Consider the following 16,903-nt stretch of genomic DNA (forward strand, 5'->3'; position numbering starts at 1 on the left):
GAAACAATAACGGCTCTCACGTCCCTTGAATCGACTTGTTCAGACCTTCCTTAACGCTCCCGCAATGGCCGCAGCAGCGCTCATCCCCCCAGGCGGCATCTTCCATCCACTTCACGGCGGATTCCTCCGTGGGGAACATGTCGGCGAGCTCCAGCATTCCGGTTCTACCATTGCGATGCACTGCCTTGCTGGCACAAGCGCAAGCACCTGGAGCACTGGAAGCCAGCGTTGGACACGGCCCGCGAAATCAACCCGGCCAGCACGAAAGCGACACCGGGAGCCAAGGAGTGCCAAGCCTGGTTTCTGAACGGCGATCAGATCCAGTACGGGATTGTCTCCAGGCCCGGAAAAAGATCATATTCGGTCCTCCAGATCACTCCGCCCAGCCAGCGGGGCCGTCCACAGACGATTGTACGAGCACTGGGACGCGGCGGCTTGCCCACCGCGCCGTTCCGCACCGCACCGCCACGCGCTCAGACGATCCAAACCCCTTCCCGGCAGGGATAATTTGGACGGGAGCGACCCCCCAAGGCGATGGCACGGTCAGTGCACATCAGCCTGCCCCGCATTGCCGCTCCGGGAGGCAAAAAGGGGGGGTCGCTCCCGTCCACCTCCGCTTTCCCCGTGCGGGCACGGCGAAGCCGGGAATGTGGCCGTAACGGCATGAGCGACAAAGAGATCGGGGAAATCGGAGGTGTAAGTCAAAAGGCTTCCGGAATGTAACTCGCGTCCTTTGTCTCCCTTACACCTCCCGATCGACACCGGGAAGCCCTTTCGCCTCCCCATGAACCTCGTCGATCCGCAGGTGACGCAGCTGTTGCAGGCGCTGGAGGCGCTGGGCCTTTCCCGGCGGCTGTTCCCGTACCGCCACTATTCCGGCCATGCCCAGGGACGGAGCCGGTACTTCCCCCGCAAGCTCCCCCTGGCCTTGGAGGAGGACCGGGCGACCTTCGTCTACGTCGACCCCGGCCGGGACACCGACTCGGAACTGCTCTCGTGGGAGGCGGAGCACGCCCGGCTCTGGGCCGCGCTATGCGTACAAGACCATCCGGTGCACGTGGTCGCGGTGGCCCGCGACGACCTCCGCCGGGAGCGGGCCGGGAAGGTCCTGCGCCGCTGGGCCAGCCCGGGTCCCGAGGCCGTGTTCCACCTCCGGGGGCCTGTCCGGCGAAGTCCCGGGGTGTGAAACACACATGGGGGGGTGTGTTCCACTCCCGGAGCGGCGAGTGTTGCAAGCTCCCTTTCCGCCATCTTGTTGAGCCCCTTCGGGTTGTCCCCGCCCTTCCGGAGAAGGCGCGCCCGGACGGGGAGTCCGGGGAGGAGAAGTGAGCGACCCCCCTGTTTTCGTGCCTCGCACGTCACGCAAGCGCTGCCAGTGTTCCACTCCGTTGGACACCGGCGCGGCATGCGCGGGGGGGGTCGCTCACTTCTTCATTGATCCCTGCGGGAAGGCCTCTGCGAAGATGGGGAGGGGAGAATTCCAGTCTGTCGTGAGAGAATGCGCCGCATAGGAGAGGACAACGGAAACTTACAATGGGAGGCCAAGCAAGCGTCTCAGGCGCTTGTCGATGGTCACCCCGACGGCGCGACCTGTTGCCAACGGTTCCAACTCGATCACCCGCTTCAGAGCGGGCCTCACCCCACCGTAGGATTCGAGCCGCGTGTGCTGGATCGCTTGCGGAAACGCGAGTAACATCAAGTTGGTGATGCAGAGTTCGCAGACCACAAAACGGACTGCGGCCGTTTGGAGATATCCCCGCTCCGGCAGCGCCTCGCGGTGGATCCTGGACAACGTCCAAGGGCCTATCCCGAACCCTTGGTCCGCCCTCACCAAGCCAACACAGGCGAAATGGCGGGCTTGTTTTTTCGGGAGTTCTCAAAGATTGCGCCTGAGTGGGTTTCAGGCGGCATATCGGCGGACTATGGCTTCGCGTAGACCTTCAAGCTGGCGCTCTACGCACGGCGTATCAATGGAGCCGTCCGGCCGCCGGGTCTCGACTCTCGCCAGCCAGGTAGTCCGCCCAGTCGTCCATAAGTCGGCGCCGGCGTTCGAACAGGTCCGTGCGCCGGTAGGCGGCCTCGATCGGGTTGCGCACCTTGTGCGCCAGCGCCGCCTCCGCCACTTCGCGCGGATGATCCGTCTCCTCCGCCGCCCAGTCCCGGAAACTCGACCGGAAGCCGTGCGGCACGGCCGCGATCCTCAACCTCCGGAGCAACTCCGCCATCGCCGTGTTCCCGACTGGCTTGCCGCGCACGCTCGGAAACACGAATGGGCCGACGCCACCGACCGCCCGCGCCTCCTTGAGGATCTCCAACGCACGGCGACTGAGCGGGACCCGGTGCTCCCGATTCCCCTTCGTGCGTCGGGCAGGGATGGTCCACACCCCTTCGTCCCGATCGATCTCCGTCCAAGCCGCCCTGCGGACCTCGCCGGAGCGTGTCGCCGTCAGCACCAGGAACTCGAAGGCCAGCTTCAACACCGGCCGCGCGTTGGATGCCTGCACCGACTGGAGCGCGGCCGCCACCTTCCGGTGGGGCAACGCCCGCATGTGACGCACCACCTTCCCCTGCGCACCGAGCACCGGGCCGATCCGGTCACAGGGGTTGTCGGGCCGAAGATCCATCGCCACGGCCCACTCCAGGACCGCGCGGATGCGCTGGCGCAGCTTGCGGGCGGTGGAGGCCTTCTCGTGCCAGATCGGAGCGAGGATGCCGATCAGGTCGGCGCTCGTCACCTCCGCAATCGGCATCTTCCCGATATGAGGCAGGACGTGGCGCTCCAGGCTTCCCAGCCAGAGCTGCGCATGCCGGGGGGAGCGCCAGCCCGGACGCAGCTGCTTCCAGACCGTCCGGGTGGCGTCCGCGAAGGTGGGCATCGACTTGGACTCCCGCTTCCCGGCCCGGGGGTCGCCCCCCTCGCGGGCCAGCTTCCGGTTGGCGAACGCCTTCTCGCGCGCTTCCTTGAGCGAGACGAGGGGGAATCCACCGAGTCCGAGTTCGGCTCGGCGGCCACGGATGGTGAGACGTTGAATCCAGCCCCGGCTGCCCGTGGGCCGGACGTCGAGATAAAGGCCCTGGCCGTCGCAGTAGCGTCCGGCCTGATTCACATTGCGGACGAAGACCGGGGTCAGGGCGTTGAGGGGATGCCGCCCGCGCGGCTTGCGTTTCGGGGGACGTTTCACAAGTGTCATACCCACCACTATACCCCCACAATATCGTGGATGCAAGGGGATGGAGCGGATCGGCATGGGACATCAGCAGACGTCAGAAATCCTGGTAAGTCACGGATAAACAGACACTTATGTACAGTACTGGACATATCTGGACGTTATGTCCATCTCACAAACTACAGCCCGGCGGACTGCGTTGCTCCTCGGTCACATATTCCCGATATGCTCCCTCAGAGCGCCTTGTCCGGCGGGCGCAGCCCCGGTCTCGGTGCTCGCGGGACTTTTTCCACGGACTGTTAACCATCAGACCGGCGGAGCTTCTGGTGAAGGGCGCTCACCAGGATTCCCACGAGCAGATTCGCCGCCAAGGCGAATGGTCCGATCCAGATGAAACTCACCGGGTCGTATCCGGTTTCCGGGTCGAATCCGAAGATCGGTCCGGAGTAGGCCACCAGGACCGCCGTCGTGATGCCGGTCACGGTGCCGAAGACCACTCCCAGAGTGGTCGCGAAGCGGACGAAAAAGGCGAAACAAAAGAGACCGAACAGGGGTGTCGAGAGCAACCCCGACGTCTTCTGGCCGACCGCCCAGATGTTTCCCGGCACGTTGTCAATGAGGGAGCCGACCAACACCACGATCGCCCCGACGGAGAACGCAATGATCTTGGCCAAGCGGGTCCGGGCGCGCCGGCTGGCCGGCAATCTCCCGAAACGGTGCAGAAAATCGCGGCTGACCACGGCGGTAATGGAGTTCACGCCCGAGTCGACGCTGGACATGCCGGCGGCGAACATCGCCGACACCACGAGACCCGAGATGCCGGGGGGCAGCACGTAGGCAATGAAATAGGGAAAGACACTGTCGGCGCCTTGACCGACGTTGATGTGGGAAGGAAGCGTCTGGGCCGCCTGCTGCACGTACCCCAGAAGGGCGAGCCCGGTGATCCAGAGAGTGAGGACGACGGCGAGACCCGAAAGAATATTGGCAATCATGGAGCGCCGGGCGGCCTTCAGGCTCCCCGTGGCCATGTATCTCTGGACATGGGTCTGGTCGGAGGCGGCTCCACAGATGCCCTCGAGGGCGACGTAAATCACCGATCCGAAGACGGTGACCCGGACTGCCGGGTCGAGGCTGAACCACGGCTGGTGGTCCCAATGAGGCTGCCAGGAGGTTGGGACCCAGGTGACGCCCCCCAGGTGGTAGGTCACGATCCCGATCACGAGCCAAGCTCCCCCCAGCATGAGGGTCAGTTGGAGGGTGTCCGTAATGACGACGGTTCTCAGACCCCCCACCGACGTGTAGAGCACGGCGACGAATCCCGTGACCAGAATAACGACGGGCACCCACGATTCGTCCACGCCCAGCATGACGACCATGGCCCGGGCGGAGAGGTAGACGAGAAGCGACATCCAGATCAGACGCGAAAAGACGAATATGACGGCTCCCAGGAGCCGGATCCGCAGCCCCAGCCTCTCTTCCAGGTATTCGTAGGCACTGGTGACGCGCCGGCGCATGTAGAGGGGTAGGAAGACGTAGCCGATGACCAGGTAGAGGATGGGATAGACCATGAAGTTGTTGAACATGGCGCCCGGACCCTTGCCGATGGCCTCGCCGGGGACCGCCAGGTAGGAGATGGTGCTCAGGCCGGTGGCGAAGATGGAGAACCCCACCACGATGGAATTCATGCGTCCGCCGCCGGTGAAATACTCCTTGAGGCTGTTCTGACGGCGCCCGTAGAAATATCCCAAGGCGACCGTGCCCAGCGCGTAGAGGACGATGATCGCCCAGTCCACGGCTGCGAGTCCGCCGCCCGGACTATTCATGGAGGTCCTCCTGCTCTCCGGTGGGGGACTCGGGAGCGGCGACGTTCTTGTCGCCGTCTTCGGTGCCGGCTTTCAGGGAGCGGTCCCGCAGGCTGAGACCAACGCCCCCGGCTACGGACGCCAGGAAGGCGCCCAGGATGACCGGTTCCAGAACCGGATCCGGGACCTCCAGGCCGGTCCCTTCCCTGATCAGAAAGCCGATGTAGTTGTGGGGCAGGTTGAGGTCACCCAGCGACCGCCGCACCTGCCAGTGCCAGTCAGTGCAGATGCAGTAGCCCCACCCCCGCCAGTAGCCGAATCCGAACCACGAAATCGTGGTCAGCGCCAGCGCCGCCAGGCACAGGCGGCGGGTCCGGGACCAGATCCAACCCAGGATCACCAGGAGGATCCAGAGGGAGTGGAAGAGGAGGAAGAAGATGTCCAGAAGATGGAGAAGACTCATCGTTTCCTTCCATCCGCAACGCCGCCTCTCGTTCCAGCCAGTTCACCTGGTCGTGGTCGAAAGATACTGTACGGAAGGGCGATTTCCAATCGCCCGGTCTGCGTCGCCAAGTTGTCACACAGGAGTTCGTCGGTTAGGAAACCGCCGCTCCCATCCTCATCCGCGCCTTGAATTCGGCCCGCGAAATGTGGCAAGATTCGCGCCCAAATATGGACGCATTGAAGTGTGATCTTCTGATCGTGGGCGGCGGGGCGGCCGGGCTGCGGGCGGCGGTGGCGGCGGTCGAGGTCCAGCCGGACCTGGATATCGTCGTGGTCTCCAAGGTCTACCCCATGCGCAGCCATACCGTGTCGGCCGAGGGCGGCACGGCAGCCGTGCTGCGCGATTACGACAGCCACGACCTGCATTGTTTCGACACGATTCGCGGAAGCGACTACTTGGCGGACCAGGACGCCGTGGAGCTTTTCGTGGACACCGCTCCGAAAGAGGTCCTTCAACTGGAGCACTGGGGCTGTCCGTGGAGCCGGGACCGGGACGGGCGCATCAGCGTTCGGGCGTTCGGGGGCATGAGCGTCAAGCGGACCGTGTTCGCCTCGGACAAGACCGGGTTCCACATGCTCCACAGCCTCTTCCAGCACTCGCTGCGTTTTGCCAGGATCCGCCGGTACGACGAGTGGTTCGTCACGTCTCTGCTGGTGGACGACGGCGAATGCGTGGGGGTGACCGGCTTGGATCTGGCCACCGGACGGATCCAACCCATCCTGGCCAGGTCCGTCATGCTCTGCACCGGCGGCGGCGGCCGGATCTTCCCCTTCACCACCAACGGCAACATCAAGACCGGCGACGGGATGGCCATGGCCTACCGGGCGGGAGCGCCGTTGAAGGACATGGAGTTCGTCCAATACCATCCCACAGGCCTGCCCGGGACCGGGATCCTGATCACGGAAGCCTCGCGCGGCGAAGGAGGATATCTCTTCAACAGCGAGGGCGAGAGGTTCCTGGAGCGCTATATCCCCGGGAAGATGGAACTGGGACCCAGGGACATCCTCTCTCGCGCCATCATCTCTGAGCGCCAGGCGGGCCGGACCTATGAAGGCCGACACGGCGAGTACGTCCATCTCGATCTCACCCATCTGGGTGAAAAGGTCATCGACGAGAAGCTTCCCTTCGTCCGGGAGCTGGCGTCCAAGTACGTGGGGATCGACCCAGTCTATCAACCCATTCCGGTCCGGCCGGTGGTGCACTATATGATGGGAGGCGTGAGTACCGGAAACGATGGGAGCACACCCCTGCGAGGCCTCTACGCAGCCGGCGAAGTCGCTTGTGTCACCATCAACGGCGCCAATCGTCTGGGGTCGAATTCCCTGACCGAATGCCTGGTCTTCGGCGGATTCGCCGGCGAGGCGGCTGCCCGCCACGCCCAGTCCACCGGCCTCGTCGATCCGAGCCGGGTCCGGGCGGCGGCCCGCAGGGAGGAGCAGCGGATCGAGCAGGGATTCCTCCGTCGGGAAGACGGGACCGAGCGCATCAGCGGTCTGCGGGGCGAGATGCAGACGGCCATGGAAAAGGGTTGCGGGGTCTTCCGCACCCGGGAGAGCCTGCTGGAGACCACCAGGGAGCTGGCGGAGTTGAGAGAGCGATTCGCCGACGTGCGCATCGACGACCGGGGCAAGGTCTTCAACACCGACCTGGTGGCGGCCCTGGAGCTGGACTTCATGCTGGACGTGGCCCGCTGCATTGCCGGCGCCGCCTTGACCCGCGAGGAGTCACGCGGGGCTCAGGCCAGGGTCGACTTTCCCGAGCGCGACGACGAGCGGTTCCTGCATCACCAACTGTCCCTCATCTCCGAGGAAGGTCCAAGGTTGGAGACCCAGCCGGTGCCCATCACCCGTTGGGCGCCCGAGGAGCGGAAATATTGAGCCAGGAGCGAGATTCCGGCATGAAGACCATCGACATCACCGTCACCCGGTACGATCCGGAGAATAGTCCCGTCCCGTACGAGCAGACCTACACCATCCCCTACGACGATGAGATGGTGGTCCTGGACGGCCTCAACTACATCAAGGACCACGTCGACGGGAGCCTGAGCTACCGTTGGTCCTGCCGCATGGGGGTGTGCGGAAGCTGCGGCATGACGGTCAACGGAGTTCCCAAGCTGACCTGCGCCGTCTTCCTGAAGGACTATCCCCAGGGCGTGCGGGTGGGTCCCATGGACCATTTCCCGGTGGTCCGGGATCTGGTCATCGAGATGGACGATTTCATGGACAAGCTCCGGGCGGTGAAGCCCTGGATGATTCGTGAGCAGGAAAAGCCGGTTGAAGAGGGGGAGTATCTCCAGTCTCCCGAGGAGTTGCAGCTCTTTCGGCAGTTCAGCATGTGCATCAATTGCGGTCTCTGCTACGCGGCCTGCCCGGTCTACGCGGCTGACAAGAGCTTCATCGGACCTGCCGCCATCGCTTTGGCGCACCGGTATGACATGGATTCCAGGGAGGAGGGCCAGGACCAGCGGGCCGAGGTCATCGGAAGCCACGAGGGGATCTGGGAATGCTCCTTTGTCGGCGAGTGCTCCGTGGTGTGTCCCAAGCATGTGGACCCGGCGGCGGCGATCCAGCGTTCCAAGGTGCAGTTGACCAAGGACCATATCCTTGGGTTGCTCTGGCCCTGGGGGAAATCGTGAGCGTGACTCCGGCACCAGGTCCGCCCCGCCATCAGCCCCGGCGGTCGTCCCTCTGGTGGCTGAGCAACGGACGGTATTTTCTGTTCATGCTCCGGGAGCTGTCGGCGGTGTTCGTAGCGCTCTACGCGCTCAGTTACCTGGGGGGCCTGTACCGGCTGTCCCAAGGGAAGGACAGCTATGAGGCGTACCTGGCCATGCTCCACCACCCGGCCGTCCTCGTCTTCCTGGGAGTGTCCCTGGCGTTCTGCCTGCTTCACACGGTGACCTGGATCCACCTGACGCCCATCGTGATGGTGGTTCGGATGGGCCGCAAGGTGATCCCTGCCAAGTTGGTGCTGGCGGGGAATTATTTGGTCTGGATCCTGCTTTCCGGGGTCCTCTGGTATCTGGTGGTGAACTGAGATGGGGGTCCGGCTCAAGACAACCGACCCCATCTGGTGGGGACTCTTTTCGGCGGGCGGCACGGTGGCGGCCTTCCTGGTCCCGGTCCACATCCTGGTGACCGGCTTGGGCATCGGCCTGGGCTGGATTCCAATCGAGACGCTTTCCTACGAACGGGTTCGGGAACTCCTGGAGAACCCGTTGGTTCGGCTCTACCTGCTGGTTCTCATTTCATTGCCTCTCTTTCACGCGGCCCACCGTCTCCGGCACATCCTGATCGACCTGGGAGGCGGAGCCGTCAAGACGCCCATTTCGGTCCTCTGTTACGGTTCCGCCATTGCGGGGACGGCGGCTGCCGTCTGGCTGCTCCTGTAGAGAGGGGCGAAATCCCGGTGACCGGGTGGGGGGACGTGCGTGTCCGCCCGTATTCTCTGTTGTTGCGCGATTCGGCGTCCGGGAAGCGTCGAGGGCGGAAGTCGTAAAGGGGGACTGCCGTCCCCCATGATCCCCTTCCGGCGACAAGAAAGTCGCCGCTCCTTCTCCATCGAAACGAAACCTTTTCTGCCGAGAATCCGTCTACTACACAGGACGTCATTCAAGGCAGGTGACCGATATGATGAAATCGAGATTTGGCGCGAATCGTGGCGGCTACGGGAGCGCGGGCTCTGTCTGGCGACGGAATACCGGCTCGAATCCATGGGATCAGGACGGAGTCCTGGGGCGGGCGTCGGATGCGAACCGGGGAAGCCACGGGGACGACACCATCTTTGCCTACCTCAAGGAGATGGGATCGATCCCTCTGTTGACGGCCAGGCAGGAGACCGAGATCGCCAGCCGGTTGGCAAAAGGAAGGGAGCGGCTCGCCGATAGTCTCTACCGTTGTCCGCTGGCCGTCGGAGAACTGATTTCCTGGGGGCCGCGGCTGCAGGTCGGAGAGATGCGGATCCGGGAGATCGCCCGCCCGGATGCCAAGGCCACCTCCGGGGTCAAGGCGGGGGAGTGGTTCCGGATCCAACTGGGGGCCATCGCCCGTTTGGACCAACGCGCCCGGCGGCTCTGGCGCCGATGGCGGCAGGTTGTGCAGGAGGGCGAGCCCGGCTTCCGGGAACTGCTGGGATTGGCCCGCGTCCGCCGCGCCATCGCCGGGCGGATTCGCACTCTGGGACTGAAGGAGGAAGCGAGAGACCGCCTGCTCAAGTCGCTCAAGGCCTCTCTGGAACCGATGCTGGACCTGGTCAACACGAGCGAGCGGCTCCGGGAGAGTCCCGCGGCGGAGGACCAGGGCAGATATCGGCAGGTATGCAGCGAACTGGAGCGGTGGGAGCAGTCCCAGTGCGTGACCCGGGAACAGGCGCGCCGAACCTTCGGCCGCATCTGCGACGCGGAGGCCCGGGCCACCGATGCCAAGCAGGAGCTGGTGCAGTCGAACCTGCGGCTGGTCGTGTCCGTGGCCAAGAAATACCGGGGCCGCGGGCTGGCTTTCCTGGATCTGATCCAGGAGGGGAACATCGGCCTGATGAAGGCGGTCGACCGCTTCAACTACCGTCTGGGCTTCAAGTTCTCCACCTACGCCCACTGGTGGATCCGGCAGGCGATCCAAAGATCCATCTCCGAGAAGGGGAGAACCATTCGACTTCCCGTCCACATCTCCGAAGTCGTCTACAAGTCCGTCCGAACGGCACGCGAGTGGACCCGGATCTATGGCCGCAAGCCCAGTACGGAAGAGCTCGCCGGAGCCGTGGGACTACCGGCGGACCGGGTCCAGCGCATCCTGGAAATCGCGCGAAAACCGGTGTCCCTGGAAGCCCCCATCGGCCGTGACGAGGAGGGTAAGCTGCAGGATATCCTCGAGGACTGCAGCAGCGAGTCTCCTTCCGACGAGTTCCTGCGTCTGAGCCTGGCGGATGAGACTTCAGGCATCCTCAAGAACCTGGATTCCCGGGAGGAGCGAGTGCTGCGCCTGAGGTTCGGGATTGAAGAAGGCCGGGAGCATACGCTGGAGCAGATCGGGCGCGTTTTCTCCCTGACGCGGGAGCGAATCCGGCAGATCGAGGCCTCCGCTCTCCGGAAGTTGCGGCGCGCATACGTCGAGCGGGAGCCGATTCACGCGGATTCGCGATAGTTGGATCCGCCTTCCCCTTCCTGCGGAGGGGAAACCGCCCTATTCGATGGTCACCAGGACAGGGTAAGAGGCGTAGTCGACCGACTCTTCCAGGATTCCCAATCCTCGCATCTTCTCGGTGCGTTCGCTGCGGTGCCGGGTGACGACGTAGATGGGCACGGTCATGGGCTCCAGCGATTCCTCCGCCAGAATATTCAGGATGCGGGAGTGTTCGCCCTTGCTGATGACCAGACCCGCATTGGTGGACCGACCGTCGACGAACAGGCCGGGGGGGCGATTTTTCACTTCGATGCCCACCTCATGAGCGAAGTCATCCGGACAGGCGATCCGGACATGGAGGCGGCCCTGGGAACCCCGCTTCAGGACCAGGTGTTCCGGTTCGACGAGAGGCCGGATGGTGGGGGGAGGGACCACGGTGACCAGGTTCAGCCCACTGTCCGGGTCCACCGCGGCGTGGATTCTCTCCACACCTCCGATTCGGGCGCGCCCTTGGATCTTGAGCCTGTGATCCGGTGGCGCCGGAGGCGCTGAAGCGTCCGCGGTGAAAATCAGCGTCGTCTGGAACTCGTCCCGGCGAATGGCTCCCGGTTCGGACCCGACGCCGGGCGGCAGATCCAGGGCTTCGATCCGGATTTCATCCCGGAACCCGTCCATCCGCAGTGCCGACACCACCAGAGGCACGCTCCCGTCGCGGGGGACGTTGGGGCTCCTGGCGCCTGCTCCCCTCAAGTCCCGCTGTTGCATGAAGCCGTCGTCCAGGTAGAGGCGGAAATCGGGTCTGGCGGGGCGGACCGTGAGGCGGTAGGTATGCCGGAGTCCTCCCGAACCGCTCAGATCCCGCAGGCGAACCAGGTATTCTCCGTCCGCCGGAGGGTCGAACAGTAGATACGAGTCCTTGCCGTAGACGGGACCACCGTCGTCGTTTCGATAGAAGAGGGTCAGGATGGAGGAATCTCCCGGGGCCGGAGCCTCGGGAGGGAGGATTTCCACTTTTCGGGCGTTGTAGTTCTTGGGATGGTTCTGGGGGCTGGTTCCCAACCAGGCCAACCGCTGTCCCATGAGGCCCTGGGCCAGGGAGAAATCGTCCGAGTGGCGGAGCCCCTCTTCCAGGCGGACCAGCTCACGCTCGCTCAGGAGGACGAAGTCTCTTCCCCGAAACGCCGTTCCGTTGGCCAGGTCGAACCGCTGCAGTTGCAGGGAACGGGACGCCAGGGGTTCCAGGTGGCTTCCTTCGAAGACGGTCCTGAGCCGGGCCCGGGGCAGGGAACCTCCCTGGAGGTCCAGGATTTCGATATGGGAATCCAGCGGAGAATCGAGCCGCTGAGCCGCCACCTCCAAGGCCAGAGGCCTCCCCCGGCGAGCCGGAAACCGGAAGACGTCAACGTCCTGCGACGAATCGATCCGGCCGTTGACGATGATGGGAACGGAGACCGGCTGGGCCGTCTCCGGGTCGTCGTTGTGCTCCGACTCCAGGGTCTCGTCATGGTTCCCCACGGCGATCCGGACGGGGTTGAGGGACGGTCCGTGGGCCGTGCGGATTGTCAGGTCCCGAAAGCCGTCCTCCCGGGGTGGCCGATCCCCGCGGAGCCGGATCCGGGTCTGACCTCCCAGATTGAAGCCCTCCAGCCGCGCTTCCACCTCTTCACCCCGGCGCACGCCCGCGGGAAACAGGTGGGTCACATAGGGTACTGCGCCCAACGTCAGGCGGTAGAAGCGTCGCGAGCCGCCACCGCCGGGGAAATCGGTGACCCGGACGGTGTAGCGGCCTGATCGGGGCAGACGCATTCCCAGCATGGCGTCGAGGTTTCGTGGAGAGGCGTTGTTGCTGGTGGCCAGGACGCGCCCATCCGGTCCCATGAGCGTGAGAGCCGCGTCCATCCGGGACCCCAAGGGGTGGGCTTGTAGTTGGAGCACCAGCTCTTCACCCTGGCGCCCATCCAATTGGAAGTAGTCTTCCTCTCCTCCCTTGGCGATCCGGCCGTTCACCGTCACGGGAAGGGTGACGGATTGGGCTTCGGAAACGGTGTGGTTGCCGTCGGACTCGCGGATCTCGGGGAACCGCCCGACGGCGAAGGGAATCCAGTTGCTGGCTCCGTGCCCGGTCTTGACTCGAAATCCGTAGATAGCGGGAGGCGTATCCTTGTGAACTTCGACTTCCAGTCGCAACCGCTCCAGCGGGGTCTGGAACCGCCCGTTGGGACCGTCCCATTCCTCGAGGATGCTCGCCGAAATGTTCGAGGAGTTAAAAACTATATTATCCGACCCTTTGAGATGTATTCCCTCCAAATTCACTTCAACTGTGGATCCGGCCCGGGCTCCGTTGGGGTCGGCGAAGTAGATCACCGGAACAAAAGGATAGTAGGTCGTGGCCATGCCCCACGAAAGGGTTCCGAGAAGGATGAGGATCAGAGTTGCGGGTTTCGCCTGCATCAGTGATTGAAGAGGAATTCCTTGCTCATCATCACGCCCGCCCAGAAATCCTCCAGGAGTTCCCGGCGGACCCGATCACCGGAGGAGGCCGAGCCTCCATCCGGGCCGAACATTTCCAGGACCTCCGCCTCTTCGCTCGGGGACGGCGGCCGGGAAAGCGAACTCCAGAAGATCCGGCGGACGATCTCCCGATCCGTGAACCCCTGGTCGAGCATCCGCTGAAGGTTTCCTTCGGGGGAGCGTAGCTTGGCGCTCAGGAGCTCCCCGTTGAGGAGGTGCAGGACCTGGGGAACCGTGGAGCTTCGGACCCGCTCCGAGTAGGCGTTGATTTCTCTGGAAGGGCGTCCGAAGAGGGTCAGGGCATAGGAGCTCACGCGGGAGTCGGGCAGTTGCAGGGCCCGGACGCCCTCAGGATGCCCGGCGAAGCTCTCGGGCACCCCCAGGGCCTGGGACACCACGTCCAGCAGGACCTCGGCGGGGAGTCTCCGGATCAGATAGTGGGAGTAATACTTCCGGTCATGGCTGTTGTCCTGGGGCCGGGAGCTCCTCTGGTAGGCGGCCGAGTTCACTATGGTTCGGATCAGAGACTTGAGATCGAATCCGCTCCGCACGAACTCGCGCCCCAGGGCGTCCAGGAGGCGCGGGTTGGAGGCCACATTGGTTTCCCGCATGTCGTCGGCGGGATGGACGAGGCCCCGGCCCATTAAGTGATGCCAGACGCGGTTCACGACCGCACGGACGAAGTAGCGATTCTCGCCCGATGTGAGCCACTGGGCGAGAGGGAGGCGCCGGTCTCTCCCCGGCCGGTCGCTGATCGTCTCCGCCGACTCCAGAGGACGGGGAGGCAGGGGCCGGCCCAAGAGCGGGTGGATCACCTCGCCGCGGCTGGCGGTGAAAATGGTGGTCTCCTTCAAAGAGTTGGGATTGTCGGTAAAACCGTAGCCCAGGTCGTTCTTGCGGCCGACTCGGGAAAAGAAGCTGGAGAGGTGGTAGTAGTCGTCCTGCGTCCATTTGTCCAGGGGGTGGTTGTGGCACCGGGCGCAGTTGATGGCGATCCCCATGAAGGTGAGGGTCATGTTCTCCGCCAGCACGGTGGGCCCGTCGTGAAGCAGGTAGTAGTTGGCGGCGCCGTTGGTCAAATTGCTTCCGGAGGCGGTGATGATCTCCCGGACGAAGCGGTCCCAGGGCTTGTTTTCGGCGACCGCCTGTCGAATCCAACCATGGAAGGTGCGGGTCGCGGCCGGAGTGAGCTTGGAACTGGAGACGAGAAGGAGGTCGGACCACTTGTAGGCCCAGAGGTCCACGAACTCGGACCGTTCCAGCAACGCGTCCACAAGACGGCGTCGTTTTCCAGGGTCCGGATCGGCCGCGAACCGTTTCGCTTCTTCGCCGCTGGGCAGGATTCCCGCCGCGTCCAGGTAGGCTCGCCGGAGAAACTCCGAATCGGTGCAGAGCTCCGACGGGGGAATCCTCATCTGTTGCAGCTTCTCCAGGACCAGGTCGTCGATGAAGTTGTGGCGTGCCGCCTTGCGGAAGACCTGCTCCCGAAGCCGGGCCGGAAAGGGAACGGAAACTCTCGCCGTGGCGATCCGATCCAGGTACCAAACTGAAAGGTTGGCCTCGCCGTGACCCGATGTCTCCACCATTCCATCCGGCCCAACCTTGGCCACGGAGGCGTCGCTGCTGGTGTACTTGCCCCAGCGGGTGACGTCCTCGGTCCGTCCGTCGGAATAGAACGCCCGGACCACCAGCCGGTGCCGGACCCCGGGCCGCAGCATCGCCTGCGAAGGGTAGACCTCCAACCGCTCGACCCTGGGATCGTCGGGAGCGGGACCCTTGGCTCCGCCCGCGATCCAGTCGGCCATGATTCGATAGTCGAGGGAGTCCGGTTCCAGCAGCTTTCCGCCCCCGTGGGAGACGGCCAGGGTGGGTTTCAGCAGGACCAGACTCCGCGACGGCTCCCGGCGGGAGATTCTGCGGCCCCCGGCTTCCCGGGTCAGGGCTCGGAAGTCCTCCTGCAGGGAATAGCCTCTCAGCGAGAGCTTGAAGAAGTTCTGTCCCGCTCCCGCGCCGTGGCAGGGTCCCGAGTTGCAACCCGACTTGGTCATGACCGAGCGGACCTGGTTCCGAAAGTCCCGGCGCGGCGGTTGGCCGGCCGATTTTACCTGGACAAGGACGGATGTCTGGCGGCCGTCGGGCAGCCGGGCGGTGATTCGGGCCTCTCCGTCGCCCACCGCCCGCACCACCCCTTGAGCGTCCACTCGGACGACGCCGGGAGAAGAAGAGGTAAAAGCCGCTTCCGGGGTCATGTCGGCCTCGGAGCCGCGTTGGGGCGTCCGCTGGATCAGGATGAGCCGCTGTGTCGCATCCTGTCCCTCAAGCGTGATGTCGGATGGGATCAGCGCCAGCGGACCGGCTCCGGAAACCGTGAGAGTGGACGCGGCCAGCAGCAGAGTCGCGATCATGCGGTGCCGAATAGCTCCCGGATCGGCTCCACACCGATCTCCACCACGGGAACGGGCCGGTTGCCCGGTCCGTCCAGTTCGGTGTGAACGCTGATGCCGAGGGCCTGATACAGGCTGGCGAGAATTTCCATGGGTTCGACGGGACGGTCCCTGGGTTCGCTGGCCGTGCGGTCGGAGGAACCGATGACCTGCCCCCCCACGACGCCTCCGCCGGCGAGGATGAGCGTGCCGCAGGCCGGCCAGTGATCCCGGCCGCCCGCGGGGTTGATCTTGGGAGACCGGCCGAACTCTCCCATGGCCACCACCAGGGTCTGTTCCAACAGGCCGCGCTGCTGGAGGTCTTCGAGCAGGGAAGAGAAGGCGTGGTCGAACATGGGCCCCAGCGTGTCGAGTGCGCTCAGGGAGGTGAAAGGCGACTGGCCATGGATGTCCCAGGACCCGGCCAGATCGTCGAACATGTTGACGGTCACGAAGCGGACGCCGCGCTCCACGAGGCGGCGGGCCAGGAGGCAACTCTGCCCGAATCGGTTCATGCCATAGCTTCGCCGAAGCGGCTCCGGCTCGCCGGTCAGATCGAAGGACTGGCGGGCCTGACGTGAGGAGACGATCCGGTAGGCCTGGGAGAAATTGGCGTCCAGGAGCCGGCTCTCGGCACAGTTCTCCTCGAAATCGCGGAAGCTCCGGTCGATGAGCCGGCGGAAGGAAATCCGTCTCCCGGCTCGAACCGCCGAAACGTAATCGGGTGGCCGGAGGTCCCGGACCCGAAAGGAAGGGTCGGAAGGGTCGGAGTCGATGACGAACGGCTCGTGGGTCTTGCCCAGGAAACCGGGCCCCTGACCGTCGTCCGGCCGGTAGGGGAGAAGGACGTGCGCGGGCAGGTCGCCCCGGGCTCCCTTCAGCTTGTCGACGACGCATCCCGGATGAGGGTACTGAATTCCGGGGAGCGGAGGCCGTCCGGTTTGCATCCAGGTCTTGGCCTGGGGATGGGCCGGATTGGTGTGGTAGTAGGAGCGGATCAACGCGAACTTGTCGGCGTGGCGGGCCATGCGGGGAAACAGTTCGGTGATCCGTACCCCGGCCACGTTGGTGGGAATCGGCTTGTAGGGTCCCCGAATCTCGGCCGGTGCATCCGGCTTCGGGTCCCAGGTGTCCATTTGGGGGGCGCCCCCCTCCAGGAACAGGAGGATGCAGTTCACGTCCTTGTCGGAGCTGGTCCGGCCCGCGGCCTTGAGCTCCAGGAAGCCGGGCAGGGTGAGGCCCAGGAACGCCAGAGAGCCGGCGTGAAGGAAGTCCCTGCGGTGGACTGCCTGGCAAAGATGGGGCGATGTCGGGCCGTCGAGACGAAGCATGGATCCGGATCCCAAGTTTAGCAGTCCATGGCAAATGTCGGGAGGGG

Annotated in this window: 14 protein-coding genes; 6 read left to right on the forward strand and 8 right to left on the reverse strand. The window is 64.5% G+C overall.

Annotated features, from left to right (window positions below):
- Window positions 1–16 precede the first annotated feature (16 nt).
- Window positions 17–157 (reverse strand): hypothetical protein, encoded by a 141-nt coding sequence (locus OXT71_15495; GenBank protein ID MDE2927798.1) that lies wholly within the window; start codon window positions 155–157, stop codon window positions 17–19.
- Window positions 158–784: 627 nt separating this feature from the next.
- Between OXT71_15495 and OXT71_15500 the strand changes: the two genes are divergently transcribed.
- Entirely contained in the window at window positions 785–1,186 is a 402-nt protein-coding gene (locus OXT71_15500; GenBank protein MDE2927799.1) for a hypothetical protein, read from the forward strand.
- 342 nt (window positions 1,187–1,528) lie between these two features.
- Here OXT71_15500 and OXT71_15505 read toward each other — a convergent pair whose 3' ends face one another.
- The 4 genes from OXT71_15505 to OXT71_15520 all read right to left on the reverse strand — a co-directional run bounded on the left by OXT71_15505 (window position 1,529) and on the right by OXT71_15520 (window position 5,432).
- Complete coding sequence (locus OXT71_15505) at window positions 1,529–1,792, reverse strand: hypothetical protein (GenBank protein MDE2927800.1); 264 nt, start codon at window positions 1,790–1,792, stop codon at window positions 1,529–1,531.
- A gap of 175 nt (window positions 1,793–1,967) precedes the next feature.
- A complete protein-coding gene (locus OXT71_15510) occupies window positions 1,968–3,191 on the reverse strand; it encodes a tyrosine-type recombinase/integrase (GenBank protein MDE2927801.1) in 1,224 nt (407 codons plus the stop codon).
- A 275-nt stretch (window positions 3,192–3,466) separates the two neighbouring features.
- Window positions 3,467–4,990 carry a sodium/solute symporter gene (locus tag OXT71_15515; GenBank protein ID MDE2927802.1) on the reverse strand — a complete coding sequence of 508 codons (1,524 nt, stop codon included), beginning with the start codon at window positions 4,988–4,990 and terminating at the stop codon, window positions 3,467–3,469.
- Window positions 4,983–5,432 (reverse strand): DUF2784 family protein, encoded by a 450-nt coding sequence (locus OXT71_15520; GenBank protein MDE2927803.1) that lies wholly within the window; start codon window positions 5,430–5,432, stop codon window positions 4,983–4,985. The genes OXT71_15515 and OXT71_15520 overlap by 8 nt, the downstream gene beginning before the upstream one ends.
- Before the next feature lie 209 nt (window positions 5,433–5,641).
- Here OXT71_15520 and OXT71_15525 point away from each other — a divergent pair, with 209 nt between their 5' ends.
- The 5 genes from OXT71_15525 (at window position 5,642) to OXT71_15545 (ending at window position 10,612) form a co-directional block, all read left to right on the forward strand.
- Window positions 5,642–7,351 (forward strand): FAD-binding protein, encoded by a 1,710-nt coding sequence (locus OXT71_15525; GenBank protein ID MDE2927804.1) that lies wholly within the window; start codon window positions 5,642–5,644, stop codon window positions 7,349–7,351.
- Window positions 7,352–7,371: 20 nt separating this feature from the next.
- The gene (locus tag OXT71_15530; GenBank protein ID MDE2927805.1) at window positions 7,372–8,109 is read left to right on the forward strand and encodes a succinate dehydrogenase/fumarate reductase iron-sulfur subunit; all 738 of its coding nucleotides are present in this window, start codon (window positions 7,372–7,374) and stop codon (window positions 8,107–8,109) included.
- Between the two features lie 2 nt (window positions 8,110–8,111).
- Window positions 8,112–8,510 carry a hypothetical protein gene (locus tag OXT71_15535; GenBank protein ID MDE2927806.1) on the forward strand — a complete coding sequence of 133 codons (399 nt, stop codon included), beginning with the start codon at window positions 8,112–8,114 and terminating at the stop codon, window positions 8,508–8,510.
- Between the two features lies 1 nt (window position 8,511).
- Window positions 8,512–8,865, forward strand: coding sequence for a fumarate reductase subunit D (locus OXT71_15540; GenBank protein ID MDE2927807.1), 354 nt, complete (start codon window positions 8,512–8,514; stop codon window positions 8,863–8,865).
- Window positions 8,866–9,103: 238 nt separating this feature from the next.
- Window positions 9,104–10,612, forward strand: coding sequence for a sigma-70 family RNA polymerase sigma factor (locus OXT71_15545; protein MDE2927808.1), 1,509 nt, complete (start codon window positions 9,104–9,106; stop codon window positions 10,610–10,612).
- Window positions 10,613–10,651: 39 nt separating this feature from the next.
- Here the strand turns inward: OXT71_15545 and OXT71_15550 are convergent, their stop codons facing one another.
- The 3 genes from OXT71_15550 to OXT71_15560 are packed head-to-tail and all read right to left on the reverse strand — an operon-like array spanning window position 10,652 to window position 16,856.
- Window positions 10,652–13,042, reverse strand: a complete 2,391-nt coding sequence (locus OXT71_15550) for a hypothetical protein (GenBank protein MDE2927809.1) — start codon at window positions 13,040–13,042, stop codon at window positions 10,652–10,654.
- Window positions 13,042–15,507, reverse strand: a complete 2,466-nt coding sequence (locus OXT71_15555) for a DUF1549 and DUF1553 domain-containing protein (protein ID MDE2927810.1) — start codon at window positions 15,505–15,507, stop codon at window positions 13,042–13,044. Before OXT71_15555 ends, OXT71_15550 begins: the two co-directional genes overlap by 1 nt.
- On the reverse strand, window positions 15,504–16,856 hold the full coding sequence (locus tag OXT71_15560) for a DUF1501 domain-containing protein (protein MDE2927811.1): 1,353 nt from the start codon (window positions 16,854–16,856) through the stop codon (window positions 15,504–15,506). Before OXT71_15560 ends, OXT71_15555 begins: the two co-directional genes overlap by 4 nt.
- Window positions 16,857–16,903 lie beyond the last annotated feature (47 nt).

Source organism: Acidobacteriota bacterium (assembly GCA_028874215.1).
GTDB lineage: Bacteria > Acidobacteriota > UBA6911 > RPQK01 > JAJDTT01 > JAJDTT01.